The organism is Delftia sp. PX-1, from assembly GCF_055797465.1.
Genome location: NZ_CP184763.1, coordinates 2,278,526 through 2,296,516, shown reverse-complemented (window position 1 = coordinate 2,296,516; position 17,991 = coordinate 2,278,526). Strand labels below are relative to the sequence as shown.

Here is a 17,991-nt window from a genome sequence, read left to right as displayed (position 1 = left end):
GGGCGCATTTCTTTGCCTACTTTCTTGCTGCGAGGCAAGAAAGTAGGTCGGCCGCCGGGCCGAACCCCGGCCAGCGGCGCCAGCCAAGACAAGAGCGCAAGCTCAGGCATGAACGCTCTCCCGAGAAGAACGATCCCGCCACCTCTGCGCCCACCCCTCAAACGTCAAATAAATCACAGGCGTAGTGAACAGAGTCAGCAACTGACTCACCAGCAAGCCCCCCACCAACGTCACCCCCAACGGATGCCGCAACTCACTGCCCACCCCCGTCCCCAGCATCAACGGCAAGGCCCCCAGCAAAGCCGCCAAGGTCGTCATCAGGATAGGCCGGAACCGCAGCAGGCAGGCCTGGTAGATGGCCTCGCGCGGCGTATGCCCCTCCTCGCGCTGCGCCTCCAGCGCGAAGTCGATCATCATGATCGCGTTCTTCTTGACGATGCCGATCAGCAGCACGATGCCGATGATGGCGATGATGTCCAGGTCCAGCCCCGCCAGCAGCAGGGCCAGCAGCGCGCCCACGCCGGCCGAGGGCAGCGTGGACAGGATGGTCACCGGGTGGATGGTGCTCTCATAGAGCACGCCCAGCACGATGTACATGGTGATCACCGCCGCCAGCACCAGCAGCAGCGTGTTGGACAGCGAGGCCTGGAAGGCCAGGGCCGCGCCCTGGAAGGCAGCGTCCACCGACAGCGGCATATGGCCCTCGGTGCGCAGCTGGGCCATCAGGTCCTGCACGGCCTTGACGGCATGGCCCAGCGACACGCCGGGCGCAGTGTTGAACGAGATGGTGGCGGCGGGCAGCTGGCCCACATGGTTCACGGCCAGGGCCATGGGCCGCTCGCTGACCGTGGCCACCGAGGACAGCGGCACGGGCGCGCCCGCGCTGGAGGCCACGTAGATGGACTGCAGCGCCTCGGGCCCGACCTTGAACTGCGGCGCCACCTCCAGCACCACGCGGTACTGGTTGGACTGCGTGAAGATGGTGGAGATCAGCCGCTGGCCGAAGGCGTTGTACAACGCCGTGTCGATGGCCGAGACCGTCACGCCCAGCCGGCTGGCCTGGGCCCGGTCGATCTGCACGAAGGCCTGCAGGCCCTGGTCCTGCAGGTCGCTGCCCACGTCCACCAGCTCGGGCAGGTCATGCATGCGCTCGACCAAGGCCTGGGTGCTCTTGGCCAGCTGCGCCATGTCGGGCGAGGACATCAGCAGCTGGTACTGGGTGCGCGCCACGCGGTCCTCGATGGTCAGGTCCTGCACGGGCTGGGCGTACAGGCGTATGCCCGGGATCTGCAGCGCATCGTCGGACAGGCGGCGCAGCACGGCGGGCACGCCATCGCGCTGGCCATGGGGCTTGAGGTCGATCAGCAGCCGGCCCGTGTTCAGCGTGGTGTTGCTGCCATCGACGCCGATGAAGGACGAGATGCTCTGCACGGCCGGGTCCTTGAGCAGCAGCTCGGCCAGGGCCTGCTGGCGCTCGGCCATGGCGGCAAACGAGATGGACTGGTCGGCCTCGGTCGTGGCCTGGATGGTGCCCGTGTCCTGGTCCGGGAAGAAGCCCTTGGGCACGGCAAAGTACAGCAGCACGGTCACGGCCAGCGTGGCCAGGAAGACGATCCATGTCAGGCCCCGGCGGTCCAGTACCCAGGTGAGGATGCGGCCGTAGCCGGCGATGGTGCGGTCGAAGAAACGGCCCGTGGCGTGGTACAGGCGGCCATGCTTTTCCTCCTCGGCCCCTTCGGGCTGGTGGCGCAGCAGCCGCGCGCACAGCATGGGCGTGAGCGTCAGCGAGACCACGGCCGAGATCAGGATGGCCACCGCCATGGTGATGGCGAACTCGTGGAACAGCCGCCCCACCACGTCGCCCATGAACAGCAGCGGGATCAGCACGGCGATCAGCGAAATCGTCAGCGAGATGATGGTGAAGCCGATCTGCCTGGCGCCCTTGAGCGCGGCCTGCATGGGCGGCTCGCCCTTTTCCACGAAGCGCGCGATGTTCTCGATCATCACGATGGCATCGTCCACCACGAAGCCGGTGGAGATCGTCAGCGCCATCAGCGTGAGGTTGTTGATGGAAAAACCGGCCAGGTACATCACGCCGAAGGTGCCGATCAGCGACAGCGGCACGGCAAAGCTCGGTATCAGCGTGGCCGAGGCGCTGCGCAGGAAGACGAAGATCACCGCCACCACCAGGGCGATGGCCAGCATCAGCTCCAGCTGCATGTCGTTGACCGAGGCGCGGATGGTCACCGTGCGGTCGGTCAGCACCTGCACGTCCAGCGAGGCCGGCAGGGTCTCCTTGAGCTGGGGCAGCAGCGCCTTGATGCGGTCCACCGTCTCGATCACATTGGCGCCGGGCTGGCGCCGGATGTTGAGGATCACGCCCGCGCGCGAACCACCCTCGGGCGTGCCGGCCCAGGCGGCCAGGCGCGTATTCTCGGCATCGTCCACGGTCTGGGCGATGTCGGACAGGCGCACGGGCAGGCCGTTCTTGAAGGCGATGATGAGGTTGCGGTACTCGGCCGCCGACTGCAGCTGGTCGTTGGCATCGATGGTAGAGGCGCGCGCCGGCCCGTCGAAGCCGCCCTTGGCCTGCTTGACGTTGGCGGCGGCGATGGCGGTGCGCACATCGTCCAGCGTCATGCCCAGGCCGGCCAGCGCCGTCGGGTTGGCCTGGATGCGCACGGCGGGACGGCGCCCACCGGCAATCGCCACCAGCCCCACGCCGTTGACCTGCGAGAGCTTGGGCGCCAGGCGGTTTTCCACCAGGTCATTGACGCGGATCACCGGCAGCGAGGGCGAGGTGATGGCCAGTGTGAGGATGGGCGCATCCGCCGGATTGACCTTGCTGTACAGCGGGGGCATGGGCAGGTCGCTGGGCAGCAGGTTGGCACCCGCGTTGATGGCGGCCTGCACCTGCTGCTCGGCCACGTCCATGGCCATGTCCAGCGCAAAGCGCAGCGTGATCACCGAGGCGCCGCCCGAACTGGTGGACGACATCTGCGACAGCCCCGGCATCTGGCCGAGCTGGCGCTCCAGCGGCGCGGTGACGTTGGAGGTCATCACGTCGGGGCTGGCGCCCGGGTACAGCGTGGTGACCTGGATGGTGGGGTAGTCCACCTCGGGCAGGGCCGAGATCGGCAGCAGCCGGTAGGCCAGCAGGCCGGCGATCAGCACCGCCACCATCAGCAGCGATGTGGCGACGGGTCGCAGGATGAAGATGCGGGAAAGATTCATGGGGCCGCCTGGAAGGGCTTGCGGTCTTCAGGTGCCGGGCGCTGCTCAGCGCCCGGCAGGAGCGGGAGCCGCTGGAGCCGCCGGAGCGGCAGACGCCGGGCCGGGCGATGGCTGGGGCGAGCCCGGTGACGGCGCAGGTGCCTGGGATGCAGGCGCGGAACCTTCGGCGGCCGGTGCGCCGCTGCCGGCGCCATTGCTGCCGCCACTGTTGCCACCGCCATTGCCACCATTGCGCTGCCCACCGCGCTCGGCGCGCAGCTTCTGCAGGTAGGCCTTGCGCTCGTCGGGGTTCATGGTCGCCAGCTTGGCGCGCACATCGGGCGGCAGATTGCGCATGCCGCGCGGCTGGCTGGAGGCGTCCTGCACGGCCTGGTCCACCTTCTGCACCTTGTCGGGCTCGATCACCGTGACCTTGGCGCCTTCGCGCAGGCGGTCAATGCCATCGACCACCACCTGCTCGCCAGGCTTGAGTTCGCCCTTCACGCTCACCCGGTCGCCATCGGTCACGCCCACGGCGATGCGCCGCTGCGTCACCGTGCCATCCTCCTGGACCAGGTAGACGTAGTTGTTCTGCACGGCCGTGGTCGGCACGGTCAGCGCCTGCTCCAGCCGGTCCACTTCCAGCCTGACGTTGACGAACTGGTTGGCGAACAGCCGGCCCTCGGCATTGTCGAAGGCGGCCTTGGCCTTGATGGTGCCGGTGGCGATGTCGATGCTGTTGTCCACCGCATTCAGGCGGCCGCGCCCCAGCTGCTGCTTGAGGTCCCGGTCCCACAGCTCCACGGGCAGCTCGCGGCCCTCGGCCAGGCGCCGCGCCAGCGTGCCCACATGCGCCTCGGGCACGGAGAACACCGCATCGATGGGCTTGACCTGCGTGATGGTGACGATGCCGTTGGCATCCGAAGGGTTGACCACATTGCCCCGGTCGGCCTGGCGCAGGCCCAGCCGGCCCGCAATGGGCGCCGTGATGCGCGTGTAGCTCAGTTGCAGCCTGGCCGCATCGGCCTGGGCCTGGTCGGCGGCCACCGTGCCCTGGTACTGGCGCACCAGCGCAGCCTGGGTATCGACCTGCTGGCCGGCAATGGAATCCTGGGCCTGCAGCTCCTTGTAGCGCTGCAGGTCCAGCTGGGCGTTCTTGAGCAGCGCCTGGTCGCGCTGCAGCGTGCCCTGGATCTGGTTGAAGCTGGCCTGGAAGCTGCGCGGATCGATCTCGGCCAGCAGCTGGCCGGCCTTGACCTCGTCGCCTTCCTTGAAATGCAGGCGCAGCAACTCGCCCGACACCTTGGCGCGCACCACGGCCGTGGCGCGAGGGTTCATGGTGCCGATGGCGCTGATCAGCACGCGCATGTCGCGCCGCTCCACCACGCCCACGGACACCGGCTGCGCCTGGGCACCCATGGCGCCGGGGCCGCCAGGCCCACCCGGCCCGCCGGGGCCGCGCCGGCCGCCTCCCGCACGCCCGCCACCCGGGCCGGGCGCACCGGCCGAGGCCTGCTCGCCCTGCGCCGGCGCACGCTTGTTCCACCACCACAGCCCGCCCCCCGCCACCAGGGCCAATGCCACCACGCCCCACATCAGGGCAGGCCGTATCCGGCCACGCTGGCGTGCGCCGTGGGCATCTGCAACAAGGGGGCTGCTGGACAGGCGTTTCATGGTCACTGCGGGAAATCGTGGGAGGAAGCCGTGGGCCCGGCCCCGGAACGGGGCACGGCGGCGGATGCGGCTATGGTAGCCAGTCCCATGCTCTCCAAAACGAGGCAGATCGCCGTTTTACGCAGGCATTACCCCCGCTTTACCCCGGCTTTACCCGCCCTGGCCAGAGCGTTTTTGGGAAACAGGTCGGCCACCCGTCGGCAGGGCCTCAGACAGGGCACGGCGCTCACAACACTGTTGACCCAGGCACGGCCAATGCGGGGCGCATCGGCCCGAAAGCCCATTGAAAACAAGGCATTGCACTCCAACCCGGCGCAGGTCGCGCCTGGCACCCCGTTGGACGGCCCCCCGCGCTTGTGGCTACCATGCGCGGCCGCCGGCCTGCAGGCGCAGGCCGCCATCCATCCGTCCCAGGAGAACACCATGACGACTGCCAACCCACGCCTGACCGACCACCCCGAAGAAGCCGCCGTGCGCGTGCCGCTGGAGCTGTACATGCGCGGCCATGCCGAAGACAACAGCGCCCACATGCGCGCCGCCTTCATGCCCACCGCCCGCATCGAAAGCGTGCGCGAAGGCCCGCTGACCTCCTGGGACATCGACACCTACTGCGCCCGCTTCAAGGGCCAGCCCGCCGCCGACGAGGCCACGCGCCGCCGCAGCATCGACGCCATCGACATCGGCGGCACGGCGGCCAGCGCCAAGATCACCCTGGTGCACGGCGCCATCACCTTCATCGACTACTTCGTGCTGCTCAAGACGGAAGCGGGCTGGAAGATTGCCAACAAGGCCTTCCATGCGGTGGTCTAACCCACCCCGCACACCAGGGGCGTGATGCCCTCGGGCCCGTCATCCTCCAGCGGCTGCGGGGGCTGGGCGGCGGCAAGCTTGCCTTCTTCCACGGTCATGCCGCGTGGCAGGGCCACGCCGTTTTTGGCGGCCAGGACCTCGGCCATGATGCTGACGGCGATTTCGGGGGGCGTCTTGCTGCCTATGTACAGGCCGATGGGGCCGCGCAGGCGTGCCAGCTGTGCGTCGCCCAGGCCGAAGTGCTCGCTCAGGCGCTGCAGGCGCAGCGCGGTGTTGCGGCGCGAGCCGATGGCGCCCACGTAGAAGGCCGGGGATTCCAGGGCTTCCATGAGGGCCAGGTCGTCGAGCTTGGGGTCGTGCGTGAGGCCGATGATGCAGGTGCGCGCATCGGCGCGCATGGTGCGCACGAGGTCGTCGGGCATCTCGCGCGACAGCTGCACGCCGGCCACGCTCCAGTGGCGGCTGTATTCCTCGCGCGGGTCGCAGACGGTGACCGCAAAGCCGTTGAACAGCGCCATGGTGGCCAGGTATTCGGACAGCTGGCCTGCGCCGATGAGCAGCATGCGGTACTCGGGACCGAAGCTGTTGGCGACCTGCTGCCCGGCATGCACCAGCGGCTCGGGCGCGTCGCTGACCTGCTGGACGACCTGGCCCGTGGCCTTGTCCACGGTGCGCCGCACCATGCGGCCTTCGTCCAGCCATTGCACGAGTTGCTGCAGCGCAGCAGCGTCGGGATTGAATTCGAGCAGCAGCTCCAGCGTGCCGCCGCAGGGCAGGCCGAAGCGGTGGGCCTCGTCGGCGCTGACGCCGTAGCGCAGCAGCCGGGGCGCGCCGTCACGCAGGGCGTCGGCGTCCGAGGCGTGGCTGTAGCGGGCGATCAGGTCGTCCTCGATGCAGCCGCCGGACACGGAGCCGACCACGGCGCCCGAGGCCCCCAGCGCCATGATGGAGCCGATGGGCCGGGGCGACGAGCCCCAGGTACGCACCACCGTGGCCAGCAGCGCGCGCTCGCCCTGAGCGCGCCATTGCGCGAGGTGGCGCAGAACATGAACATCCAGGTTTTCCATTGCAAATCTCCACGCCGGCACCTGGCTTGCCTGTGCAGCTGGGCGCCTGGCGCTTTTCGGCGGCTATTGTCTCTCTGCATCAAGAAGGGTGCAGCAGCATGTAAAAAGGGCTTGGTAGCGCAGGGCGAAGCATAGAAGCCACAACAAATCTGAGGCCAGAGACGCCGAGCAAGAGCCGCCTCGCGGCGGGGGCGCCCAGCCGAGGGCGTCGTCCCCCTCCCGCGAAGCGAGAGAGGGGGAAGCGGCGCAGCCGCTCAGGGGGAGCGCCCTAGTACCGCGAAAGCAGCCAGCCGGCGCCCAGGACGACGACGATGGCCAGCCCCCAGCACCACAGCGGGATGGCGCGGCGCGAGCGTTCCTCGGCCTCGGTGGCCGGTGCGGCATCCAGCGGCGTGGCCACGCCGGCTGCGGCGTCGTGCTCCCAGGCCTGGGCGTCCACGGTGGGCTCGATGTGGCCGGTTTCATCGGCCAGGCCGGCAGGCAGGTGGGACAGGTCGGCGGTGTCGCCTGCATCGGCAGGCGCTGCGGGCGCGCGCGGGTGGCGCTGCTGCATCAGCGTGTCGAAGCGCGCGAAGAAGTCGTCGGCCATGTTGCGCGCGGCGCCGTCGATCAGCCGCTGGCCCAGTTGGGCGATCTTGCCGCCGACCTGGGCCTGCACGCTGTAGCTGAGCAGGCAGCGCGGCTGGCCTGCGGCGTCAGCGGGCTCGGGGGTGAGGGTGACGTCGGCCTCGCCCTTGCCGAAGCCGGCCACGCCGCCCTGGCCTTCAAAGGCGATGCGGTAGCGCTCGGGCGGCGTGATGTCGGACAGCGTGACCTTGCCGCTGAACTTGGCCGATACCGGCCCCACCTTGACCGCCATGCCCACGGCGTACTGGTCATCGCCCTGGGGTTCGAAGCGGTCGCAGCCGGCCAGGCAGGCCTTGAGCGTTTCGGGATCGTTGAGCGCCTCCCAGGCCTGCTGCTGGCTGACGGCGAGGGAACGGCTGGCTTGCATTTCCATGGCAATTCCTTTCTGCGATGGGGGTGGCCGCAAGCGGCTCAGCGGCCTGGCGCCGCCAGCAGCCGCGCCAGGTGACCGGCCAGTTGCTGCAGCGATTCCAGGTTGTGTACCGCAAGCATGGCATGGGCATGACGATGCAGCACGGCCGCCCCCTGGGCCAGTGGGGCATACCCGTCAAAGCGCAGCAGCGGGTTGAGCCACAGCAGCCGCGCGCTGTGGCGGCGCAGCCAGGCCAGTTCGCGGTCCAGCTCGGCGGCATCGCCGGTGTCCAGGCCGTCGCTGATGATGAGCACCAGGGTGCGCCGGCCCACCAGGCCTGAAACCTGGTGGCGCGCATGCAGGCGGCGCAGTTCGCCCAGGCTGCTGCCCAGGCGCGTGCCGCCGCCAAAGTCGGCAATGGCGGCGCTGGCGCGCTCGAGCATGGCGTCTGTATCGGCCTGGGCAAAGGCCGGGCCCAGGTCGCGCAGCTCGGTGCCGAAGCTGAAGACCTGGCGGCGCAGGCCCGCATGGCGCTGCGTGCCGGTGGCCGCGTGCAGGAAGGCCAGCAGCAGCCGCGCATAGCGCTCCATGGAGCCCGAGACATCGACCAGGGCCAGCCAGGGCAGCGGCAGGCGCCGCCGTTCGCGCCGCAGCAGCTGCAGCATTTCGCCGCCGTGGTGCGATGCCGCGCGCAGGCTGGCAGCCCAGTCGGGCACCGCGCCGCGCTGGCCGGTGCGCGTGCGGCGGCTGCGGTAGCGGGGCAAGGAAAGGGCAATGTCCCTGGCCAGGCGCTGCACCAGCAGGTATTCGCTGGCGCTGAGCTGGTTGAAGTCGGCATGGCGCAGGCGGTGGCGCTCGCTGGCCGTCATGGCGGCGTCCAGCTTCAGCTCTTCATCGACGGCGGCCCTGCCCTCGCCTGCCTGGCGGGGCGACAGGGCTTCCTGCACGCGCGGGCGGTGGCGCGGCGCGGACGGCCGGGGCGCCTGCGGCAGCAACTGGGCCAGCAGTTGCCGGGCCACGTCGGGATTGCGGAAGTAGGCGTCGAACAGTTCGCGGAACACGGCGCGGTCCTGGGCGTTGCTCACAAATACGGCCTCCAGCGCGGCGGCCATGTCCTCGCGCGCCAGGCCGACCAGGGACAGGGCCTGCTGGGCCAGCGCCATGCGCCCGCCATCCACGGGCACGCCCGCGCGGCGCAGCGCACGCGCAAAGCCGACCAGGTTGCCGGCGAGCTTGCCGCTGCGCGCATCGCCCAGCCAGCTGGTGCGCTCGCCCCTATCGGCGGCACCGGCGGCACCGGCGGCACCGGCTGCCCCAGCCGTCACGGCGCGGGCTCCGGCGCCAGCAGTTGCTGCAGCCGCTCGGGTGTGAGCGCGGCCACGTCCTCGCGCTGCTTGAAGAGGATGCCGGCCGTGTCGTGCACGACTTCGGGATCGACCACCAGGGTGTCCAGCGCCACCAGGGCCTTGGCCCATTCCACGCTTTCGGCAATGCCGGGCACGCGCTGGAAGGCGTCGGCAAAGGGCTGGCTGCGCAGCCGTCCCACGAAGCTCGCCACCTGGGCGGTCAGGGCCTGCCCGGCCCCGGGCACCAGGGCGCGCACGATGGCCAGCTCGCGCTCGCGCCCGGGATAGTCCAGCCAGTGGTAGAGGCAGCGGCGCTTGACGGCGTCGTGCAGGTCGCGCGTGCGGTTGCTGGTGAGCACGGTCACGGGCGGCACGCGCGCCGCCACCGTGCCCAGCTCGGGAATGCTGACCTGGTACTCGCCCAGGTATTCGAGCAGGAAGGCCTCGAAGGGCTCGTCGGCGCGGTCGATCTCGTCGATCAGCAGCACGGCGCCGGGCTCGGGCTGCTGCAGGGCCTGCAGCAGCGGGCGGCTTACCAGGTAGCGCTCCTGGTAGACCTCCTGCTCGGCGCGCTGCATGCGGTCGTGCTGCGGTGCAGCCGCGGGCTGCGCCGAGGCCAGCTCGGCCGCACGCAGGTGCAGCAGCTGGGCCGCGTAGTTCCATTCATACAGCGCCTCGCGCTGCTCCATGCCGTCATAGCACTGCAGCCGGATTAGGCGGCGCGCCAGCACTCGTGCCAGCGCCTGGGCCAGCGCGGTCTTGCCCACGCCGGGCTCGCCCTCCAGCAGCAGCGGACGCTGCAGCCGCAGGGCCAGGAAGACGGCCGTGGCCAGGCGCCGGTCGGCGAAATAGCCTTCGGCCTGCAGCGCGGCGACCAGGGCGTCTATGGAGGCAATGGCTTGCTCGGGAACCTTCATTCAGTCCTTATCCAATCGTCATGGAACTGCGCTTCGTCTGCGCTGCGCAAAACTGGCGCAATCCAACTCAGGGACACCGAGGAAGGGCCGCCCCGCACCGAGGGTGTCGTCCCCCTTCAAGGGGGAAGGCGCGAAGCGACTCAGGGGGTCACCATAGTCACCCCAGCATCTGCGATACCGCACGCTGCGTCTGCACGCTGATCAACTGCGCCCGGTAGCGCGCGCTGGCATGCAGGTCGCTGTTGAGGTCGGCATGGTCGATCAGCACCTGGGCGGCCGCGTCGGGCGTGAAGCTCTGGTTGAGCGCGGCCTCCAGCCCCGTGTGGCGGAACACGCTGAGCCCGGCGCCCGTGATGGCCACGCGCACGCCGCTGTCGGTCTGGGCGACGAAGACGCCCACCAGGGCGAAGCGCGAGGCGGGCTGCTTGAACTTGAGGTAGGCGGCCTTCTTCGGCACGGGAAAGCGCACGGCCGTGATCAGCTCGCCGCTGCCCAGCGCCGTGGTGTACATGCCCTGGAAGAAGTCGTCGGCCGCGATCTCGCGCCGGTCGGTGACGACAGTGGCGCCCAGGCCCAGCACGGCGCTGGGGTAGCAGGCAGCGGGGTCGTTGTTGGCCAGCGAGCCGCCGATGGTGCCGCGCGCACGCACCTGGCGGTCGCCGATGCCGCCGGCCAGCTCGGCCAGGGCCGGGATGGCGGCCTGGACCTGCGGGTTGGCGGCCACGTCGGCGTGGCGTGTCATGGCGCGGATTTCCACGGTCTGGCCGTTGACGGCGATGCCGGCCAGGCCCTGGACGCGGTTCAGGTCCACGATCTGTTCGGGCCGCGCCAGGCGCAGGCGCATCGATGGCAGCAGGCTTTGGCCTCCGGCCAGGTACTGGCCGCCCTGGGCGGCCAGGGCAGCGGCGTCGGCCGTGGTGCCAGGGGCTTCATAGGTGAATGCGTACATGGCGCTCTCCTCAGGAGGTGGCTGCGGCGTCGACGGCCGACCAGACACGGTGCGGGCTGGCCGGCATGTCCAGGTCCCTGACACCCAGGGGATGCAGTGCGTCAAGCACGGCATTGATGACGGCGGGCGGCGAGCCTATGGCCCCCGCCTCGCCGCAGCCCTTGGTGCCCAGCGGGTTGTGCGTGCAGGGCGTGCAGACGGTGCCGAGCTTGAATTCGGGGAAATCGTCGGCGCGCGGCATGGCGTAGTCCATGAAGCTGCCGGTGAGCAGCTGGCCGGTCTCGCGGTCGTAGACGCAGTTTTCCAGCAGCGCCTGGCCTATGCCCTGGGCCACGCCGCCGTGCACCTGGCCCTCGACGATCATGGGATTGATGATGGTGCCGAAGTCGTCCACGGCGCTGAAGCGGTCCACGCGCACCACGCCCGTGGCCGGGTCCACCTCGACCTCGCAGATGTAGGTGCCTGCGGGAAAGGTGAAGTTGGTGGGGTCGTAGAAGGCGGTTTCGTTGAGGCCGGGCTCCAGCTTGTCCAGCGGGTAGTTGTGCGGCACATAGGCGGTGAGCGCGATCTGGGCGAAGGGGATTTTCTTGTCCGTGCCTCGCACCGTGAACTCGCCGCCCGCGAAGTCGATGTCGGCGTCGCTGGCCTCCATCAGGTGGGCCGCGATCTTCTTGGCCTTGGCCTCGATCTTGTCCAGCGCCTTCATGATGGCCGCGCCGCCCACGCTGATGGAGCGTGATCCGTAAGTGCCCATGCCGAACGGCACGCGGCCCGTGTCGCCGTGGACGATGTCCACGTTCTCCACGGGTATTCCCAGGCGCGCGGCCACCACCTGGGCAAAGGTGGTCTCGTGCCCCTGGCCGTGGCTGTGCGAGCCCGTGAACACGGTGACGCTGCCCGTGGGGTGCACGCGCACCTCGCCGCATTCGAACAAGCCTGCCCGCGCGCCCAGGGCGCCCGCGATGTTGCTGGGCGCCAGGCCGCAGGCCTCGATGTAGCTGCTGTAGCCCAGGCCGCGCCTGAGGCCCCGCGCCTCGCTGTCGGCACGGCGCGCGGCAAAGCCGGCCACGTCGGCCAGGGCCTCGGCCTTGTCCATGCAGGCGCCGTAGTCACCCACGTCGTACTGCAGGGCCACGGGCGTCTGGTAGGGGAAGCTGGTGACGAAGTTGCGCCGCCGTATCTCGGCCTGGGACAGGTTCAGCTGCCAGGCGCAGCGGCTGACCAGGCGCTCCAGCAGGTAGGTGGCCTCGGGCCGGCCCGCGCCCCGGTAGGCATCGACGGGCGCGGTGTGGGTGAACCAGGCATCGACTTCCACATAGACCTGGGGCGTGGCGTACTGGCCAGCCAGCAAGGTGGCATAGAGGATGGTGGGCACGGCGCTGGCGAAGGTGCTCAGGTAGGCGCCCAGGTTGGCATCCGTGTGCACGCGCATGGCCAGGAACTTGCCGCTGGCGTCCATGGCCATCTCGGCATGGCTGACGTGGTCGCGGCCATGGGCGTCGGTGAGGAAGGATTCGCTGCGGTCGGCCGTCCACTTGATGTTGCGGTTGAGCTTTCGCGCGCCCCAGGTCAGGCAGACATCCTCGGCATACAGGAAGATCTTGGAGCCGAAGCCGCCGCCCACGTCGGGCGCGATCACGCGCACCTTGTGCTCGGGCAGGCCCATGACGAAGGCCGTCATCAGCAGCCGCTCGACGTGCGGGTTCTGGTTGGCCACGTACAGCGTGTACTCGTCATTGGCGCGGCTGTAGCTGCCGATGGCCGCGCGCGGCTCCATGGCGTTGGGAACCAGGCGGTTGTTGACCAGGTCCAGCTGGGCGATGTGGGCGGCACCGGCGAACACGGCATCCACGGCGGCCTTGTCGCCGATGGCCCATTTGTAGCAGTGGTTGTCGGGGGCGATGTCGTGCACCACCGCGCCGGGCACGCTGCCGGCCGCCGCGTCGGCCACCAGCACCACGGCGGGCAGCGGGTCGTAGTCCACCTCCACCAGCTCGGCCGCGTCGCGCGCCTGCTCCAGCGTCTCGGCCACGACCATGGCGACCTGGTCGCCCACGTAGCGCACGGTGTCCAGCGCCAGGATGGGATGCGGCGGCTCCTTCATGGGCTCGCCGTTGGTGCTGGTGATCAGCCAGCCGCAGGGCAGGCCGTTGATCTTGTCGGCCGCCACGTCGGCGCCCGTGAGCACGCCGATGACGCCGGGCGCGGCCCTGGCCGCATCGGTGGAAACGGAGCGCACGCGCGCATGCGCGTGCGGCGAGCGCACGAACACCGCATGGGCCTGGGCGGCCAGCGCGATGTCGTCGGTGTACTGGCCCGCGCCCGTGAGGAAGCGGTAGTCCTCCTTGCGCTTGACGGGCTCGCCGATGTGGGGGAGCTTGGAAAAGTCGGATGCACCCATGGCTGTCTCCTTGTGGTGACCTGCGGCGCTCAGGCCGCAGGCCCTGCCATGGCCTGGCTGCCCTTTTTCACGGCGGCCACGATGTTCTGGTAGCCCGTGCAGCGGCACAGGTTGCCCTCCAGCGCCTCGCGGATCTCGCGATCGCCCGCGCACGGCTGGCGCTGGCACAGGTCCACGGCGCTCATGACCATGCCCGGCGTGCAAAAGCCGCATTGCAGGCCGTGGCACTCCTTGAAGGCCGCCTGCATGGGATGCAGGCCGCCGTCGATATCCGCCAGCCCTTCGATGGTGCGCACCTCGCAGCCTTCGGCCTGCACGGCCAGCATGGCGCAGGACTTGACGGCGTGGCCGTCGACGATGACGGTGCAGGCACCGCACTGGCTGGTGTCGCAGCCCACATGCGTGCCGGTCAGGCGCAGGTGCTCGCGCAGCGCATGCACGAGCAAGGTGTTGGGTGGAACGTCGATGCGCTGCGCGCGCCCGTTGACGGTGAGCTGGACATTCATCGTGCTGTCTCCTGCCTGTGTTCGGCGGTGATCTGGAACGTGGGGGAACGCCGGAAACCTCGCCTGCCATGGTCGCCCTGCCCGCAGGCGCCCGTTCTAGGGTTGACCCGCAAGCCCGGGCCGGGCGGCGCGGATATTCTCAAAATGACACAGTCGTCACCGCAGCCGCAGCCCGCACCGCTTGCGCCTGCGCCCCCAGCTTCGACCGTGCCCGCCTGCCAGCCCGTTCGCAATCCCTTGCCAGCCAGCCACAGGAGTCCCCGCCCCATGTTCGCCCTGAGCCCCGACGCCGCGCAGCCCTGCCCCGCCGATCCGCGCCACGCGCAGATCGCCCGGGCCCGCAGCCTGGCCTTCGGCGAGCAGGCGCTGGCCGGCATGCCGCCTGCCACTCTGCCCGCCACCCCTGCCGGCATCGCGCCCTGGCTGTGGCGCTCCTGGCAGCGCTGCCTGGCGGCAGGCCGCCGCCCGGGCGAGCGCGTGGTCTACGAAGCACTGGGGCCGCATGCGCTGCGCCAGGCACGTGACGGCCACGAGGCGCTGCTGCAGGCGGCGCACCCCGTGATGACCCAGCTGGTGGGCGCCGTGGGCGCCATGCGCTACTTCAGCCTGCTGACCGATGCGCACGGCACCGTGCTGGACGTGCAGGGGCCGCTGGACCGCAGCGACATCCGCGTGCAGGCCATCGCCCGTGTGGGCGTGGACCTGTCCGAGCAGGGCGTGGGCACCACCGCCATCGGTGCGGCCCTGGCCGAGCACGGCCCCGTCTGGCTGCACCGGGCCGAGCATTTCTTCGAGGCCAACCGCCACTACAGCTGCGCGGGCGCACCGCTGTACGCCCCGGACGGCCGCTGCCTGGGCATGCTGGACATCACGGGCGTGGACGTGCCCGAGCGGCCCGAGCTGATGCACCTGGCGCTGCGCTGCGCCCGCGCCATCGAGGACCGGCTGCTGCGCGCCCTGCCCCACGCGCTGCTGCTGCACCTGAACTGGCCCGGCGGGCCTCTGGGTCAGGAGGGCGAAGGCCTGCTGGCCGTGGACGCCGAAGGGCATGTGGCGGGCAGCAATACCCTGGCGCGCCAGCTGGTGCCCCAGCCGCTGGCGCAGCCGAGCCAGCCGCTGCACTGCAGCGAACTGCTGGCCATGCCCTGGACGGCGCTGGTGGAGCATGCGCGCCAGCGCCCCAACGAACCGCTGCGCCTGCCGCTGTGGTCGGGCCTGCGGCTGCAGGCACTGGTGCAGCCCGGGCCCCAGCTGCGCCAGCTGCTGCCTGCGCTGGGCACGGCGGCACTCGCTGCCGCCGCCCAGGCCAGCCCGCTGCGCGCCAGCGAGGGCGTGCTGATCGAGCAGGCCCTGCAGGATGCCCAGGGCAATGTGACCCGGGCCGCCCGCGCGCTGGGCATCAGCCGGGCCACGATGTACCGAAAACTGGGGGCCCGCAGGCCCCGCGCGACAACCTGAACGGGACGTTTCCTCGGGTTCACACGGATTTCTTTTAGGGGGAGCAGGCCGCCTGCGGCGTTCGGGTCTCCGTAGAATCGACGGCTTTGGTCCATGCGCCGACAAGAGCGCTGCGCGCCGGCCTACAGGCCGGCGTACGGCGACGGACCCAATACAGCCTACTTTTTGGAGACACCATGCAGGCTTTGCTCAAATTCTCAAGAGGGGTCGACTGGCTCAACAGCCTGGTCGGGCGATGCCTTATCTGGCTGATCCTGGCCTCGACGGTCATCAGCGGCATCAATGCCATCGTGCGCAAGGTGTTGCACACCAGCTCGAACGCCTACCTCGAAGTGCAGTGGTACCTGTTCGCCGCCTCCTTCCTGCTGGCCGCCGGCTACACGCTGCTGCAGGGCGAGCACGTGAAGGTGGATGTGATCGCCAGCCGCCTGTCCAAGCGCACGCAGATCTGGATCGACATCTTCGGCTTCGTCTTTTTCCTGACCCCCATGGCGCTGGCCATCCTGTGGTTCGGCACGCCGTTCGTGATCCAGGCCATCCAGACCGGCGAGATGTCGGGCAATGCAGGCGGCCTGGTGCGCTGGCCCGTCTACCTGATGATTCCCCTGGGCTTCGGGCTGCTGCTGCTGCAGGGCATGTCGGAGCTGATCAAGCGCATCGCCTTCCTGAAGGGCCTGATCGACGATCCCACGGCCAAGAAGGGCGAGAAGACCGCAGAGCAAGACCTGGCCGAAGCCCTGCGCGGGCTGGCAGGAGCCAAGGACAAAAGCGGGCAAGGCGCCTGATCGGGGAAACAGACATCATGGAATTCGTGATCCACAACCTGGCCCCGATCATGTTCGCGGGGCTGATACTTTTCCTGCTCGTGGGTTTTCCCGTGGCATTCAGCCTGGGCGCCTGCGGACTGTTCTTCGCCTTTGTCGGCATCGAACTGGGCGTGCTGCCCGAAGCCCTGCTGCAGGCCCTTCCGCTGCGCATCTTCGGCATCATGCAGAACGAGACGATGCTGGCCATACCGTTCTTCACCCTCATGGGGCTGATACTGGAGCGAAGCGGCATGGCCGAGGACCTGCTGGAGACCGTGGGCCAGCTCTTCGGCCCCGTGCGCGGCGGCGTGGCCTTTGCGGTGATCTTCGTGGGCGCGCTGCTGGCGGCGACCACGGGCGTGGTCGCGGCATCGGTGATCTCCATGGGTCTGATCTCCCTGCCCATCATGATGCGCTACGGCTATGACCGCCGGGTGGCCTCGGGCGTGATCGCGGCCTCGGGCACGCTGGCGCAGATCATTCCGCCATCCCTGGTGCTGATCGTGCTGGCCGACCAGCTGGGCCGCAGCGTGGGCGACATGTACAAGGGCGCCTTCCTGCCTGGCCTGATGCTGACGGGCTTCTATGCGCTGTTCATCGTCGTGCTGGCCATCTTCAAGCCCGCCATGGTGCCCGCCCTGCCGCCCGAGGCGCGCACGCTGCGCGAGCCCAATGGCAACTCCGGCCTGCCCTCCACCCTGGTGCTGACCGTGCTGTGCGTGGCGGCCTCGATGGTGGTCGCCCAGTACATGCCCCAGCTGCACACTTGGTGGTCCGGCGATGTGGTGGAGAAGGTCGCTCTGGACGAGACCATCGTGGTGTCCATGTGCTTCGGCGTGGCGCTGGCCTTCATCGCCGCCATGTTCAACAAGCTCACGGGCCTGCACCTGCTCAGCCGCATGGCCGAGCGCGTGACCTTCGTGCTGATCCCGCCGCTGCTGCTGATCTTCCTGGTGCTGGGCACCATCTTCCTGGGCGTGGCAACCCCCACCGAAGGCGGCGCCATGGGCGCACTGGGCGCGGCCGTCATGGCCTTCGTGCGCGGCCGCCTGAGCATGGACCTGCTCAAGCAGGCGCTGATGTCCACCACCAAGCTGTCGTGCTTCGTGATGTTCATCCTGATCGGCGCGACCATGTTCGGCCTGACCTTCCAGGGCGTGGACGGCCCCAAGTGGGTGGAGGAGCTGCTGGTGTCCCTGCCCGGCGGCGAGATCGGCTTCCTGATCGTGGTCAACATCATGATCTTCGTGCTGGCCTTCTTCCTGGACTTCTTCGAGCTGTCCTTCATCGTCGTGCCGCTGCTGGCCCCCGTGGCCGACAAGCTGGGCATCGACCTGGTCTGGTTCGGCGTGCTGCTGGCCGTGAACATGCAGACCTCGTTCATGCACCCGCCCTTCGGCTTCGCGCTGTTCTTCCTGCGCAGCGTGGCCCCGGCCAAGGCCTACGTGGACAAGGTCACCAAGAAGATGACCGAGCCCGTGACCACCATGCAGATCTATGCGGGCGCCATCCCCTTCCTGCTGATCCAGCTGGTCATGGTGGCCCTGATCATCATCTTCCCCGGCATCGTATCCAGCGGGCTGGACAAGAAGGTGGAGTACGACCTGGACAAGGTGCGCCAGGAGATGGAGGCATCCATGCCCGAGGCCATCGACTTCAACGACCCCATGTTCAACGGCGACGGCGCGAACCAGCCCCCCACACCCGAGGGCACCCCTGGCGAGCCCTCGGCCCCGGCGGGCGGTGAGGACGATGCGCTCAAGGCGCTGCAGGACCAGCTGCAGCGCGAGCAGCCGGCCACGCCGGGCGAGAGCAAGTCCGGCAGCTGATCGCAGGCTCCCTCAAGGACAGCAAAGGCCCCGCAA

General features: G+C 69.4%; 13 protein-coding genes. 4 read left to right on the top strand and 9 right to left on the bottom strand.

What is annotated here, in order from left to right:
* Nucleotides 1–102: 102 nt before the first annotated feature.
* Together ACN20X_RS10635 and ACN20X_RS10630 are read right to left on the bottom strand one after the other, a co-directional pair.
* A complete protein-coding gene (locus tag ACN20X_RS10635) occupies nucleotides 103–3,234 on the bottom strand; it encodes an MdtB/MuxB family multidrug efflux RND transporter permease subunit (protein WP_047471886.1) in 3,132 nt (1,043 codons plus the stop codon).
* A 45-nt stretch (nucleotides 3,235–3,279) separates the two neighbouring features.
* Nucleotides 3,280–4,887 carry an efflux RND transporter periplasmic adaptor subunit gene (locus tag ACN20X_RS10630; protein ID WP_473210572.1) on the bottom strand — a complete coding sequence of 536 codons (1,608 nt, stop codon included), beginning with the start codon at nucleotides 4,885–4,887 and terminating at the stop codon, nucleotides 3,280–3,282.
* Nucleotides 4,888–5,310: 423 nt separating this feature from the next.
* Here ACN20X_RS10630 and ACN20X_RS10625 point away from each other — a divergent pair, with 423 nt between their 5' ends.
* Complete coding sequence (locus ACN20X_RS10625) at nucleotides 5,311–5,697, top strand: nuclear transport factor 2 family protein (RefSeq protein WP_016452483.1); 387 nt, start codon at nucleotides 5,311–5,313, stop codon at nucleotides 5,695–5,697.
* Here the strand turns inward: ACN20X_RS10625 and ACN20X_RS10620 are convergent.
* The 7 genes from ACN20X_RS10620 to ACN20X_RS10590 form a co-directional block, all read right to left on the bottom strand.
* Nucleotides 5,694–6,764 carry an XdhC family protein gene (locus ACN20X_RS10620; protein WP_016452484.1) on the bottom strand — a complete coding sequence of 357 codons (1,071 nt, stop codon included), beginning with the start codon at nucleotides 6,762–6,764 and terminating at the stop codon, nucleotides 5,694–5,696. The genes ACN20X_RS10625 and ACN20X_RS10620 overlap by 4 nt on opposite strands.
* A gap of 268 nt (nucleotides 6,765–7,032) precedes the next feature.
* A complete protein-coding gene (locus tag ACN20X_RS10615) occupies nucleotides 7,033–7,764 on the bottom strand; it encodes a CoxG family protein (RefSeq protein WP_016448920.1) in 732 nt (243 codons plus the stop codon).
* A 38-nt stretch (nucleotides 7,765–7,802) separates the two neighbouring features.
* The gene (locus ACN20X_RS10610) at nucleotides 7,803–9,068 is read right to left on the bottom strand and encodes a vWA domain-containing protein (protein ID WP_473210571.1); all 1,266 of its coding nucleotides are present in this window, start codon (nucleotides 9,066–9,068) and stop codon (nucleotides 7,803–7,805) included.
* Nucleotides 9,065–10,006, bottom strand: a complete 942-nt coding sequence (locus tag ACN20X_RS10605) for an AAA family ATPase (protein ID WP_473210570.1) — start codon at nucleotides 10,004–10,006, stop codon at nucleotides 9,065–9,067. The genes ACN20X_RS10610 and ACN20X_RS10605 overlap by 4 nt, the downstream gene beginning before the upstream one ends.
* 157 nt (nucleotides 10,007–10,163) lie before the next feature.
* Nucleotides 10,164–10,955: an FAD binding domain-containing protein gene (locus tag ACN20X_RS10600; protein ID WP_074921584.1), complete on the bottom strand. Its 792-nt coding sequence runs from the start codon at nucleotides 10,953–10,955 to the stop codon at nucleotides 10,164–10,166.
* A gap of 10 nt (nucleotides 10,956–10,965) precedes the next feature.
* Nucleotides 10,966–13,356 carry a xanthine dehydrogenase family protein molybdopterin-binding subunit gene (locus ACN20X_RS10595; RefSeq protein ID WP_473210569.1) on the bottom strand — a complete coding sequence of 797 codons (2,391 nt, stop codon included), beginning with the start codon at nucleotides 13,354–13,356 and terminating at the stop codon, nucleotides 10,966–10,968.
* Nucleotides 13,357–13,385: 29 nt separating this feature from the next.
* On the bottom strand, nucleotides 13,386–13,862 hold the full coding sequence (locus ACN20X_RS10590) for a (2Fe-2S)-binding protein (protein ID WP_013803615.1): 477 nt from the start codon (nucleotides 13,860–13,862) through the stop codon (nucleotides 13,386–13,388).
* A gap of 267 nt (nucleotides 13,863–14,129) precedes the next feature.
* Between ACN20X_RS10590 and ACN20X_RS10585 the strand changes: the two genes are divergently transcribed.
* The 3 genes from ACN20X_RS10585 to ACN20X_RS10575 all read left to right on the top strand — a co-directional run bounded on the left by ACN20X_RS10585 (nucleotide 14,130) and on the right by ACN20X_RS10575 (nucleotide 17,955).
* The gene (locus ACN20X_RS10585) at nucleotides 14,130–15,320 is read left to right on the top strand and encodes a helix-turn-helix domain-containing protein (protein WP_017405738.1); all 1,191 of its coding nucleotides are present in this window, start codon (nucleotides 14,130–14,132) and stop codon (nucleotides 15,318–15,320) included.
* Between the two features lie 176 nt (nucleotides 15,321–15,496).
* Nucleotides 15,497–16,105, top strand: coding sequence for a TRAP transporter small permease subunit (locus ACN20X_RS10580; RefSeq protein ID WP_016448926.1), 609 nt, complete (start codon nucleotides 15,497–15,499; stop codon nucleotides 16,103–16,105).
* Nucleotides 16,106–16,122: 17 nt separating this feature from the next.
* Nucleotides 16,123–17,955 carry a TRAP transporter large permease gene (locus tag ACN20X_RS10575; protein ID WP_473210568.1) on the top strand — a complete coding sequence of 611 codons (1,833 nt, stop codon included), beginning with the start codon at nucleotides 16,123–16,125 and terminating at the stop codon, nucleotides 17,953–17,955.
* The last annotated feature ends 36 nt before the right edge of the window (nucleotides 17,956–17,991 follow it).